Source organism: Pirellulales bacterium (assembly GCA_019694455.1).
Lineage (GTDB): Bacteria > Planctomycetota > Planctomycetia > Pirellulales > JAEUIK01 > JAIBBY01.
Map to the genome: position 1 here is coordinate 1 of JAIBBY010000028.1, position 12,955 is coordinate 12,955.

Annotated in this window: 7 protein-coding genes; 1 reads left to right on the forward strand and 6 read right to left on the reverse strand. The window is 61.3% G+C overall.

All coding sequences use genetic code 11. The features are described 5' to 3' along the window. The 6 genes from K1X71_12610 to K1X71_12635 all read right to left on the reverse strand — a co-directional run. Positions 1–3,667: hypothetical protein (locus K1X71_12610; GenBank protein ID MBX7073981.1), on the reverse strand; the 3,667-nt coding region annotated here is incomplete at its 3' end. A 460-nt stretch (positions 3,668–4,127) separates the two neighbouring features. Then, positions 4,128–5,330 carry a hypothetical protein gene (locus tag K1X71_12615; GenBank protein MBX7073982.1) on the reverse strand — a complete coding sequence of 401 codons (1,203 nt, stop codon included), beginning with the start codon at positions 5,328–5,330 and terminating at the stop codon, positions 4,128–4,130. A gap of 226 nt (positions 5,331–5,556) precedes the next feature. Further along, the gene (locus K1X71_12620; GenBank protein ID MBX7073983.1) at positions 5,557–6,543 is read right to left on the reverse strand and encodes a hypothetical protein; all 987 of its coding nucleotides are present in this window, start codon (positions 6,541–6,543) and stop codon (positions 5,557–5,559) included. Between the two features lie 135 nt (positions 6,544–6,678). Next, positions 6,679–6,855, reverse strand: a complete 177-nt coding sequence (locus K1X71_12625) for a hypothetical protein (GenBank protein MBX7073984.1) — start codon at positions 6,853–6,855, stop codon at positions 6,679–6,681. A 73-nt stretch (positions 6,856–6,928) separates the two neighbouring features. Beyond that, positions 6,929–7,429, reverse strand: a complete 501-nt coding sequence (locus K1X71_12630) for a hypothetical protein (GenBank protein MBX7073985.1) — start codon at positions 7,427–7,429, stop codon at positions 6,929–6,931. A 496-nt stretch (positions 7,430–7,925) separates the two neighbouring features. Beyond that, a complete protein-coding gene (locus K1X71_12635) occupies positions 7,926–8,942 on the reverse strand; it encodes a sigma-54 dependent transcriptional regulator (GenBank protein MBX7073986.1) in 1,017 nt (338 codons plus the stop codon). Positions 8,943–9,958: 1,016 nt separating this feature from the next. Here K1X71_12635 and K1X71_12640 point away from each other — a divergent pair. Beyond that, complete coding sequence (locus tag K1X71_12640; GenBank protein MBX7073987.1) at positions 9,959–12,955, forward strand: DUF1553 domain-containing protein; 2,997 nt, start codon at positions 9,959–9,961, stop codon at positions 12,953–12,955.

The following is a 12,955-nucleotide window of genomic DNA, read 5'->3' on the forward strand; positions in this document are numbered from 1 at the left end:
AGAACAACTGCTGCACGCCGCTGGGACCGGTGATGACGCTCGTCCCCGAATTGTTCAAAGCGCCCACCGAATAGACGTGCGAGTCTTGCTGGTCCCCTCCCGTCTGCTCCAGGCGAATCAAATCAAAACCCGTCCCGCCGTCAAAGCGAATGCCTCCCGGAACGTCCACCAAGCCATTCGAACTGTCGACAATCAGCGTGTCGTTCCCCGACATCGCGTCGATGGCCATCGCCACACCGTTGGCGCTGTCAACGCTGGCGTTGCCTCGCACCCGAATCGTGTCGTTGCCCCCCAGTCCCTCGACTTGCACTAGTGCCACGTCGGAAATCGAGTAACTTCCCGAGCCCACTGGCGCCGTGACCTCGATCACGCCGGGAGCGCTTTGATAAAGTTCAATCTCGTCGTCACCCGCCGTGCCGCGCACCAAGAGCGTGTCCACTCCGGCGCCACCGGTCAGCGTGTCGTCGCCAGCGCTGGCGATGAAGGTGTCGTCCCCTTCGCCGCCCGTCAGCGTGTCGGCGGCCGTACCGCCTTGCAGCAGGTCGTCCCCGTCGTTGCCTTCCAACTCAACCACCGACGCGGTTCCGCTGGCGTCGATCGTGTCGTTCCCCGCGTCCCCCGCGGCGAACAACACCACACCCGCCGTGCTGCGCGTGGTGATCTCGTCATCCCCGTCGTCGCCATGCACGCCGATCAACGTCAGTTCGGTCGGCACGTTCACGTTGTTCAAGTTGACCACGTCGTTGCCCGAGCCGGCGTTGATGGTCAACGTGTCCTTGTTCGAAAACTCGATCGACTCGTAGTTGTCCACCGTCACCAGGCCGTTGGTTGCCACGGATCCAACGCCGTAGTTGATCGCGTTCGACTCGGGTGTGCCGTTGACCGTCAGATTGACCGCCGGAACCAGATCGACCAGCGGTTCCACATTCTCAAAGAACAACTGCTGCACGCCGCTGGGACCGGTGATGACGCTCGTCCCCGAATTGTTCAAAGCGCCCACCGAATAGACGTGCGAGTCTTGCTGGTCCCCTCCCGTCTGCTCCAGGCGAATCAAATCAAAGCCCGTTCCGCCATCGAAACGAATGCCCCCCGGAACCTCCACCAAACCGTTCGAACTGTCGACAATCAATGTGTCGTTGCCCGACAGACCGTGAACATTGATCTGATTGAGTGTCGACAACTGCGGCCGCGGCAGATACAGGGCGCCGTTGAGCGTCACATCGAGCAGACTCGGGTTGGCGGCGTTGCGCACGATGCGGATCACGTCGTCCTGACCTGGGAAGTCGGTGTCGCCCACAATGTCCATCACGCCGGGCTGAGCAATTTTCGTGCTAGCGGCCGGAACCGTCCAAGCGCCAGTTCCAAAAGTCCCCGCCACCAACACATCGTCGCTGGCGTCGTAATCCAGGTCGTAGGTCACCGCATTGGGCATGCCAGCCCCAAGCTCGGTCCAAACACCCGGGTTGTTGCTCAACGAGCGGAACACGCCACCCGCGCCGCCAACCAACAGCACGTCGACCGCGCCCAGTTCCACGAACTCCACTGTTCGCAAATTGCCGTTGCCGAGATTTCCGGTGCGATTCGCCCAATTGGCGCCCGCATCGGTCGTCTCCCACACTTCGTCGTCGCTCACCACGAAAGCGTGCGCCCAATCGTTGGGGTCGAGCGCAATGTCGCGCACCACACCAAACGACCCGGCGGTGGGATTCAGGGTCCCCCCCGGCGTCGTGCGCAAGAACACCTTGCCGTCGGATCCGGCGTACAACACGTCGGGATTACTTGCTCCTCCCTTGCGGCCGCCATAGACCAGCGCGCTCACCGATGCAAAGCCGACGCCCGTCGGTACCTGCGTCCAATTCACGCTCGCAGCGTCCGCCGCCACCCCCGCGTTATTCGCTTCGTAGACCGCGCCAACAGTCACCACATCGTCCGTTCCGCCGCCAATCACCAGCCGCGTCGATTGCCCAGCCGGCGGAGCGATTGCGTTCAGCGCGATCGGCGTGATGAATTGCCCCACGAAGCCCGCCAATCCGCCTGCCGGCAGCAGCTCGACCGAGGCGCCGACCGCCACATTGAGCGAGTCGACCACCTGTCGCCGAAAACTACCCAAGCGTTGCTGACTGGAATAGCGTATCGATCGATTCGCCCCCGCCAGCGTCAGACTGTCGACCGCCACATCGCCGCCGTCGCCCCCTTGAAATCGCGACCAAACTAAATTGTTCGGCGTAAGCTGCGCCTCGGTGCCGTTGTCTTGCGATCCGCCGACGATGACGTTCGAGATGCTGTCCCATGCGATGTCGTGCATCTCCACGCCGCCCAGCGCGGTGCCCAGCGCGGTCTCGCCGATGAACGACCCCCAAGCGTTGTTAGTCGAGTCGAGCGGATTCGGCAAGAAGTACAAGCCGCCGTCGTCCGACTCCAAAAGCACCGTGTTGCTCAGAAACACCATGTCGCGCGTGTCGGCATGGGGCGCGGTTCCGCCTTGCGCGCCCGCGCCCGTGATCAAGTCCCAAGTCGCGCCAACGGGGTTGTAGCGAAAGATCTCGCTCGGGCTTTGCAGTCCGCCAATGTAGACAACGTCTTCATCCGTGGGATCGGCGACCATCGAGAAGCCGCTACCCGCCGAGCGCCAAGGGTTGAAGCTCGCCGGTGTGCCCAGCGCGGTCCAGTTGCCACCGCCATTCACTGAGCAAAAAACGCCCGTCAACTCGGCGTCGATTGTGCCAGCCGCTGGCGGATCGGCCAGCCCCGCGAATAGCACCGTCGTGGCGCCAAAATCCTCGACCGTCAATTGAATGTTCGCAGCTGTCCCGATGTCGGCCACCGGAATTCCAGTGTTCACTGCCGTCCAGCTAATGACGCCAGTGCCCGTGTTGAAGTCACCACGGAAAACGCCACCGCCGATCCCGGGCACCGCCGCGAAAAAGCGCTGCACGTTGTTCGGATCGACAATTAATTGCGTCACGGCGCCGCTTGGCAGGCCATTGGAGCCGCTCAGAATTGCAAAGCTCTGCCCATTATTGTTGCTACGGTACAGGCCTCCGCTGCCGTCGATACCGGCGACCAACACCATTTGCGAGACGCCGGCGCCTGGATCGAGGTCGATGGATGTCGGCAGCACCGTTTTGATGCGCGGCTCGTCCGCTGGATTCACTCCAAAATTCACCCACGTCGCGCCGCCATCGGTGCTGCGCAAAACACCGACCGCCGGCCCCCCCGCGTTGTTCAGGTTGCTGAATGTTCCGGTCCCGGCGAACAGCGTGTTGCCTGCGGGATCGAGCGGGCTGAACGCAATGCTGCCAATCGCCAGCGAAGGCGCTTGCGGCGTGAGTAGCTCCCACGTCATGGCCGCTGGATTGGCGGTGTTGGCGTTGTTGGTGCGCCAGATGCCGCCGTTTACCATGCCCAGGTAAATCTGCGCGCTGTTCGCCGGATTCACCGCGATGCTCTGCGCGGCGCCTGTGACTGGGTTGTTGGGCGGAATCGTCGCGCTGCCATTGAGAATTGGTCGCGGTCCCTGGTCGACCCAGTCGGGTACGCCCAGCACATCGATCGCCAACAAGCGCCGCTCCTCAAGCGGCTCCCCCTGCAATCGAAGCTGGCGCGTCGCGCTCCGAATTTGCTTGGCGCTATCGTGCGTATGCCTGCCAAAGAGTTTGGACCACATGGTGCGTTCCGATGTTAAGAGGTTGCAATCACAATCGAATCAAGAAACCGGGATCGCGTTGCGATCAATTCGATTCCGAAGCTGACAATCAAGATGTTGGTAGTGATGCCGTCGCGTTCGCCTCGCGCGCGAAGCAGTATCGCAGTCGCCGCCCTAACGACATGATCAGTCCCATTGAGGACAGACCACATGGCTCAGCCTCTGATGGCGCCGGGATGGCGAAAAGATCAGCGAGACTGCAACACGGCCACGTGGGAGGCTCCGCGCTCTCACGGTCGAGACGCAACGGATGCTATCTCGCGCTCGGCGCGATGTCAAACACCTCACAGGTGTTGGTTTTCATCGCAAACCATTTTCGGCGCATGAGATAGAGCGCGAGCCGTCTAACAACGCGAGCAGGCGAGCCGTCAAACGACTCGCCTGCTCGGTTGTCATTCAAGTTGTCGAAGACCTGCGAACCTTACCAGCACAACTCGGCCCGCGCCACCAGACCATCAAAGGTGAGCGTGTCAGACACATCGGCAAAGCTACTCGACTGCACAGCCGCCACCCAGCTTGGAGTGGTCACAGTGTTGAACCAACCCGCGATGTAATAGCCACCAGACAGCTTGAGCCGCCCCCCTTTGCTCTGCCAGCCAACGCCCGCTTCGCAGTCCAATATGCTCACGATGCGGTCGTCGCGCCAACTGGTGTTGGCTTGATCGAGCGCGAATGTGTTGAACTGGTTGTAGTTGGCGTGAAATCGTCCCGCCATGAAATTGGCGTTGCCGCGTGAATACACATACAGGCCTGTGCAACGCGCGAACCGCATCGCGTCCAGGCCAATCCGCGGTCCGCCGCCGTCGAAATTGATGCCGGTGTTCACGGTCGTGTTGCCCGGCGAAATCGGCTGCTCCGCCACCAGTTCCTGCCCCAGGTGAGCATAGCGCGCCCCAACTACGTAGTTGAGCGCCCAACGCGGACCACTTCTCAAGATGGACCGATAGTCGATGTCGGCTAACCGGAACTCCACGTCGTTGCGCGCAGTCGCCGTCAGGCTGTCCGCGGCGGCCGACAACGTGGCCGGGTGCGTGAGCAGCGAGTGCAACGAGTTTGGCACACTAATCGCCGTGTCGTTACCTGCCCGACTCTCAAACGAGGTGAACGTGCCGGCGATGCTCGAACAGGGGTCGATTGCGACCCCCCCCCCCACGCGATAGGCGCCACGGTAACCTGGCGACACCACCGCCGTCGGACCGACTGGCACGCTGGTCAATTGCGCCAGACCATCGCGCGGTTGCGCGTAGGCCACGTTGGCGCCCCCTGCGCGCAGATACATAAAATCGCCAAACACGCCGCTGCGATGCATCCAGCGTTTTGGACAACTGCATGCCGTTTGACAGGCGCCGCAATCGTCGCAGGTCGAACCGCAGCTATCTGTCGAGCAGTTACCTGTTGCGCACCCCGCGCTGGGGCCACTTTCGATATGCACGATCGAGGCCGGTTCTTCCAGCGGCGCCTCCACTGGCGACTCGTCGATCACGTCACCGGCCGAAATCGGCTCCTGAGCGGCGCGAGCGGCGATCAACCGCGCCGGCAATGGCGCCCGCTCCTCGGCAAATACAATCTTGGATGCTAGCAAGACCCCAATGCACGCAATCGCGTGCCGAAAACGTAACGGCATGACTAACCCCCCCGGGTTGACGTAATAGCGCAGAATTGTTGAGTGAGCTGCCCGCTTATTCTGGCTGTATCGGTCTGCGCTCTCGTGCGGGTTAGCGAAACTTTGCCATCGGCGGCGATTTGCCGGGCTTGGCTCTTGGAACGCAAAAAAGGGCCGGTCCCATGACTGGGCCGGCCCTTAAAGCAATCAGCTGACTCTAGTTGCAACTAATCTACGCGTTGGTCGACTAGCCCTTCTTGCGCAAGACTCGGCGTCCCACCAGTGGTAGTACGGTGGCCAAGCCGATGCCCAACAGCACCACCGAGCCTGGCTCGGGGATGACTACGGTCCCTTGCAACGAGTAGGACAGCGCCATGTTGATGCTGGCCGCCAAATCTAAGGTAGCCGTAATCTCCGCGATGCCAGGAATTGACGTCGCAACCGCCGTGAAATAGTTCAGCGGCAAGGCGATGTTCTGACTTCCAGAAAGCGTCACTCGAGCATTGCCCGGCGGACCGGTCCCCAGCAACTCCACCTTGTAATCGCCGGTGATGTCCACATTGGTGTCAAGCTCCAAATCAGTGTCGGCGGCAATACCACTTAGACTGATATCGGCCAAAAGAAATCCATGTAGCGCCGACGGAATCGAGAAGGTCCCCTCGCCCACGCCGGTCGTATTGAAAGTGGCGGCGCCGATCTGCTTGGTGTACAGCTCGGTCATGTTGCCTTTGATGTCGATGACCAAATCCTGCGGGTTTTCGATGCCACCCGGCAACACCAGCACTAGCTTCAATGTGATGGTGTCCAACGGAACGCTGACGTTCGTACCGTTGAGCAAATCGAGGTCGGCATTATTCAAGCTCAGGATGTTATGCCCGCCGCCCGGCGCCGAAATCTCAATGTTCGTAATATTGGGACCAAACGGTTCGCCAATGTTAGTCACGCCCACGCTCTTGGGCTGCGACACGATGTTGATGACGTCGGGATTGAACCCCACTGGCGTCACCTGCGGATTCGGCACTAATTTCGCGTCGAGCCCAAAGAGCTTGCCGGCCAACGGGCTCGCCCCTGTGATCGTGACACTGCCGCTGCCGCCCAGCGTGCCATTAAGACTCGTTGTGTTTCCGCCACCAGTTTCAAAGCTGATCAGCGCAGCGCGCGCAGACTCGCCAACGGCGACCAATACGGCGACCATCAGCAGCGCAGGGATTCCGGCCTTGGAGAATTTCGGCATTGACTCGCCTCCCAGTGAAATTGACGTTTGAAGTGTGAATTAACCGAGTTGTGGACTTGTCTGTGGTATGAGCTATCTAGTCGGCGAGCGTTCTGCCAATTGGCATCCCCGCGCTCTCCGTTGCCAAGGCGCGAACTACCAGCTCCAACGCTTCTGGCGACGACGATGCATGCCGTTGTGGCCGACAGGTCGCCGCTTGGTGCGATATTCCGGACGCGCGGCGCGCTGACCCGAGCGGGTTGGTTCGTAGCGACCGTACTCCACTTGCGAAGACCGTTCGTAGTCTTGCTGAGCGCTGGTGTAATCGGACATTGACGTGCTCCTTACAAAACGAGTGACTTGCGTCAAAGACTGAATGGAATTTGTGAAACGAAAGTTCGTGTGATCAACGTTGCCAAACCGGCGCCCCCCCCCAAGCGGCGCCCTGTGGCGCCGACAATCGCGCGGCCAACTCGCGCGCCTCGCCAAACAGCGAGGCGAGTTCTCCCCCCTCGACGACGCCCGGTAAATACAGCCAAGCGCCAAGTTGGCGAGCCCAAATCTCTTCGTCGGCGCTGCCTTCGCCGCAAACGACCAGCAACGCGCCGCTCTGCTGCGACAGTGTTGCCGCGGCGTCGCGCAGCGCATGGTGCAAAACATGGTTGCGGCTGGCCAAATCGACCAGCGCCAACTGAAACAGCAGTCGCTGTTGACAGTCGAGCGCCTCTTGCGGATTGCGGCAGTCAACCGTCACCCAACCCGCTTCAGTCGCCGCGTCCACGAGTTCGCGTCGATGCTTGTCGTTGGGAGCGATGATCAAACATTGCCACTGCCCTGTGCTGGGCCCGCGCCGCGTCGTCGGACGCACGGCGTTATCGAGAACCGCTCGGCGTTGCGGAAGCGCCATAGAATGTCTCGGATCCATGGCTCCGCGGTCATCCTGCCGTGGGGCCGTGTCGGTTATCCCTGATCGATGCCGGCGCGCTCCCGCGCCAGTGGTCCAACAGGTTCGGCATGCGACAAAAACACGCCACGGCTACGAACGAGCAAAGGAATTGGGCGTGGCCCTGTCGACCGAATGGACCGGTCCGCCTAAAGCACCCCTTATGCCAACCGTGCTGGCGGCGCCAAAGACAGATCGCAAGTCACTACTAAAAAAGGGCTTGCGAATTCATCAGCCGTCAGATTGTGCGCGTGCAAGCGATTCCACCAGCTCACCAAACCAGTGAGCACCGCGCGATGGTGGACCGCGCAAATACAGCCTCAAACATGACTTAAGGCCGGAATCCTCAACTCGATGAATCTTCCCCAAGGCGAGGAAGGGCTCGAAAGCGAGCGCGCATGGTCAATGCGATGCAAGTCTCGAGCATTGCGAAAATCGAGGAGGGAGGGCTCAAGGCTCGCTAGCGAGCGGCCGATTGCAGGTCTTCGTCGCTCGTATTGTCGACAGCGCCCAGGTGAAGCTGCGCAAGCATCCGCGTCAGCGTATTGGCGTGGACACCCAGCAGACGAGCAGCTCGACCCTTATGGCCACGTGTGCTGCGCAGCGCTTGGACCACCGCCTCACGCCGCAGTCGCTCCAGATTCAAATGCGGCAAACGGCTCGCGACCCGATGGTCGTTCACCGCCGCCGGCAACATCGGCGCGCAATCCAAAACGTACGACTGCTCGATCACGTGCGACAATTGGCGGATATTTCCCGGCCAGTCATATTCACAAAAACGGTGCAACGTCTCCGCGTCCGGCTTCCAATGCGGACGCGTGTATCGCTTCGAAAAAAACCGCGACAGATGCTCGACAAACTCCGGAATGTCCGCCATGCGCTCCCGCAGCGGTGGCACCCGCAACTCGACCAGATTAAGCCGATAGTAGAGATCCTCTCGGAATCGCCCTTCCAGCACCTCGCGTTCCAAATCGCGATTGGTCGCAGCAATCACCTGCACGTCGACCCGCACCGGGTGCGAGGCGCCCACTGGCGTCACTTCGCGCTCTTGCAACACACGCAGCAGTTTCGGCTGCAATTCCATGGGCATTTCGCCCACTTCGTCCAGGAAAACGATGCCCCCTTCTGCTGCGCGGAAGTGGCCGAGCGAACTGCCCGCCGCGCCCGTAAACGCGCCACGTTCGTGGCCAAAGAGTTGGCTTTCCGCCAATGTGGGGGTGAGCGCCGCGCAGTTGACCGGTACAAATGCCCGTGATTTTCGTGGTCCGGCGCAGTGGACATAGCGTGCCCACACTTCCTTGCCAGTTCCCGTCTCGCCGCTGATCAAAACCGTGCATTGCACGTCGGAGACGCGCTGGGCGTGCTCGGCGATGCGCCGAATCTGGGGCGTTTGTCCAAGCACCCAATCCGTGCCAAGCTGTTGAGAGTCGCCGCCTGCGCCACGCGCGCTGCGGCTGGGTTGCGGGTGTTCACTCATGCTGCATGCCTCTCAGACAAAACACGCGGTGCGGAAAATATCGCGCGTTCTGCCAACTGTGCGCGCAAAGCAAAGCACAAAGCCTTACTAACACGCGGTTCCCCTGTCATTAGCGTTCCGTTCCTGCTAGCACTTCGGGGGCTGGATCGTCGACGATCACCGGCAAGCAACAACTCACCAAGCGCTCGCTCACTTTCCTCGCCTGCCCGGCTCACAAGCCGTGCAATCGTTAGCGATTCTTGTGCCGAGGTGTCGTACGAGCGGATCATGCATTCGGCAGAGTCTCACTCATCTACCTGCATTCGCCGTTCGTCAGATACCTCAGGGTCCGCCAGATCGATCCAGTTAAGTAACGATTCTAAGTGCTGTACTGGCTTAACGCAACAACCATATTTTCGATTAAACCCTTTGCAGGCTAATGACTTGTGTAACGGATTTAATGGACAACCAAGACCAATATCCGCCCGCTTGACCAATACCACACACCGCGCTGCCGCCTGGAACTTTGGCAAGCTGCGCCAACATTGGCGCGCCTAGAAATTTCCGCCAATAGCGGCGAATAGTTAAAATTCCGCAATCCGGGCCGCTTTCGACTCAACCATCGTCAGTTGCAAATTGAGCCATTTGTCTCAATTTGGGAACCGAGAATCGGCGTCGTCCCGTGCCCCTCGATCCCGGCGCGATAAGAGCAGCAGCCGCCAACAGGCGACGAACGCCAACATGAAGACGACCACCACCACGGCTCTGAGCGGATTCTGGTTGTGGCGATACGCTCCGATGGCGTGAAAAATCCCCCAGCCAATCAATCCCAACGAGATCAAGTCGACAACCCTGATAGCCGTGAGAACTGGGCGATCCGACATTCAAGGGGCTCCGAAAAAGGTGGGATTCACTTCGTTATAGACCAAAGCGCGATCGCATCGAAGCGCGGGCCGTGCGAGTTTGTCCCACGTTCGCCGCCTCGGTATTCTGGCCAGCGGCCCTCCGCATCTCCTCATCACGCGATTTACCGCGACATGCGCGTTGCCATCACATTGCTGTTCGCCTTCTCGCTTGTCCCTCAGATCGCGCTCGCTAGCGATGCGCGCGAGCGATTCTTTGCGGATCAAGTTGCGCCACTGCTCGAACGGGCTTGCGTTGGCTGCCACCGCGGCGTTGCGGCGCGTGGCGGCCTGGCACTCGATCACGCCGCTGGCGCCCTGCGCGGCGGCGACAGCGGACCTGCGGTCGTACCTGGCGACCCCGATGCCAGCCTCTTGGTCCAAATGATCGAGGGGGATGAACCTGCCATGCCGCAAGACGGCGATCGCTTGCCCCCAACAGAGATCGCGATAATCCGCGAATGGATCCGCGCCGGAGCCAACTGGCCCAAAGACCTAGTCCTGCAAGACAAACGGGGAGGAAAGCCGTGGTGGTCGCTCACCCCCCTCTCACGCCCCGAGCTTCCCAAAACTCCCGCCGACAACCGCCAGCCATGTCACCCGATCGACGCCTTTGTTGGCGCCAAACTGCGCCAGCATGGGCTGAAGCAAGGCCCCCAGGCCGATCGCGCCACCATCATTCGGCGGCTTACCTACGACCTGCACGGCCTCCCCCCCACACCCGAGGAATTAGCCGATTTCGTCAACGACCCCGCAGCCGACGCCTACCAGCGGTTGGTCAATCGTCTGCTCGCTTCGCCCCGTTACGGCGAACGCTGGGCACGCCATTGGTTGGATGTAGTCCACTACGGCGATACGCACGGCTACGACAAAGACAAGCGACGTGACCATGCCTGGCCCTATCGCGACTACGTCATCCGCGCCTTCAACGACGACCTGCCGTACGCTCGCTTTGTCGAGCAGCAAGTGGCGGGCGACGCCCTCGCGCCGGACGACCCGCAAGCACTGATCGCCACTGGCTTTATTGCCGCCGGGCCTTGGGACTTTGTCGGCCATGTCGAGCTGCGCGAAGGAACCAGCGAAAAAGCAAAGACCCGCGCGCTCGATCGCGACGACATGGTCGCCAACACCATCTCGACCTTCACCAGCATGACCGCGCACTGCGCGCGCTGTCACGATCACGCCTTCGATCCCATCTCGCAACTCGACTACTACCGCCTGCAGGCAGTGTTCGCCGGCGTCGACCGTCAAGATGTCGCATACGAAGATCGTGCCGCTACCGCCCGCCGCGCGCAGCTTACTCAATTGCGCGATCAAGCGACTAAGCGGCTGGCAGAGATCGAGTCGCAAATCCAACAGTTGACCAGCGCGCCACTCGATGCGCTCGACAAACAAATTATCAGCCTCCAGCAACAACAAAGCGCCGCCCCTGATCCACTCGCCTCGGCCGCTGCCGAACAAACCAGCGCCACCAACGGTTACCATAGCGTCATCGCGCCCAGCGCCGATGTCGTGAAGTGGGTCCAGATCGATCTGAGCCGCGAGCGTCCGATCGACGCCATCCGACTCATTCCCGCCCGGCCGACCGACTTTCCAGATTCCCCCGGCTTCGGTTTCCCTGTCCGCTTCCAAGTCGCACTGTCCGACGATCCCGATTTTCACCAGGCCGTTCTCGTCGATGATCAGTCCGCCGCAGATGTCGCCAACCCAGCGTCCGACCCTTACACCATCTATCTGACGGGTCGCCGCGCGCGGTTTGTACGCGTCACCGCCACCCGGCTTTGGCAGCGGACAGACGACTACGTCTTTGCGCTCGCCGAACTGCAAGTCGAATCGGCCGGGCAGAATGCGGCAAGCGGCGCCACCGTCACAGCGTTTGACAGCATCGAAGCGGGCCGCTGGAACATGGCGGCCTTGGTCGATCAACACGATAGTCGCCGACCGCTGGCCGAACTCGATGGCGAGCGAACCGCCGCGCTAGCGCTACGTCATCAAACCAGATTGCGCCTCGCCGAACTGCGCGCCGAGCGCACCGCGCGTCATGCGGAACTGGTCACTCGCGAGCTTGACCAAGCGCGAGCAACCGCCAAGGCCGAAGTCAAACGGCTGACCGCCGAGTTGGCCGCGCTTCCCAGCCCACAACGGGTGTACGCCGTCCAATCGCACGCACCACGTCCCATTCATCTGCTCGCTCGCGGCAACGTCGATTCCCCCGGCGCTGAAGTCGGTCCCGGTGCGCTGGCCTGCCTGCCTCAGCTTGAAAGCGTTTTTCCCGCCTCTACGGGCGACGACGAGAAAGCGCGCCGCCACCAACTCGCCCACTGGCTCACACATCGCGACAACGTGCTCACTTGGCGGTCGATCGTCAATCGTGTCTGGCACTACCACTTTGGCCGTGGACTGGTCGAAACCCCCAGTGACTTCGGCCGCAACGGCGCCGAACCCACTCACCCCGAACTGCTCGATTGGCTCGCCGTCGAGTTTCGCGACGGGGGACAATCGCTCAAGTCGCTGCACCGCCTCATTGTCACCAGCGCCGCCTGGCGGCAGACCGTGCGGCACGACGACTTCGCCGCCGCCCGAGATGCCGGCAACCAGAGCCTCTGGCGCATGAATCGCCGCCGCCTGGAGGCCGAGGAAATCCGCGACTCGATCCTGGCAACCAGCGGCAAACTCGATCTAACCATAGGTGGACCCGGTTTCGAACTGTTCCATTTCAAAGACGACCACAGCCCGCGTTACGACCCCGCGTCGTTCGATTCGCCTGCGGTGTGGCGTCGCTCGATCTACCGTTTCATCACCCGCAGCGTCCCGAATCCGTGGCTGGAGTCGCTCGACTGCCCCGATCCCTCAGTCGCCGCGCCCGTGCGGACAACCACCATCACCGCCCTTCAAGCGCTCGCCACCTTGAACGACGAATTCGTTATTCGCCAATCACATCACATGGCCGATCGACTGACTCGCGAACATGCCGATCTCGACGCGCGCCTCGACCATGCCATGCTCCTCTGCCTGGCGCGAAAACCAACTGGCGCCGAGCGCGCCCAACTGGCGGCACACGCGTCGCAACACGGGCTTGCCAGCGTCTGCCGATTGCTCTGGAACACCAACGAATTTGTCTTTATCGACTGA

Excerpts from the sequence above, each read along its gene's own strand:
- K1X71_12615 (MBX7073982.1), bottom strand. The coding sequence starts at position 5,330 with ATGCCGTTACGTTTTCGGCACGCGATTGCGTGCATTGGGGTCTTGCTA.
- K1X71_12620 (MBX7073983.1), bottom strand. The coding sequence starts at position 6,543 with ATGCCGAAATTCTCCAAGGCCGGAATCCCTGCGCTGCTGATGGTCGCC.
- K1X71_12625 (MBX7073984.1), bottom strand. The coding sequence starts at position 6,855 with ATGTCCGATTACACCAGCGCTCAGCAAGACTACGAACGGTCTTCGCAA.
- K1X71_12630 (MBX7073985.1), bottom strand. The coding sequence starts at position 7,429 with ATGGCGCTTCCGCAACGCCGAGCGGTTCTCGATAACGCCGTGCGTCCG.
- K1X71_12635 (MBX7073986.1), bottom strand. The coding sequence starts at position 8,942 with ATGAGTGAACACCCGCAACCCAGCCGCAGCGCGCGTGGCGCAGGCGGC.
- K1X71_12640 (MBX7073987.1), top strand. The coding sequence starts at position 9,959 with ATGCGCGTTGCCATCACATTGCTGTTCGCCTTCTCGCTTGTCCCTCAG.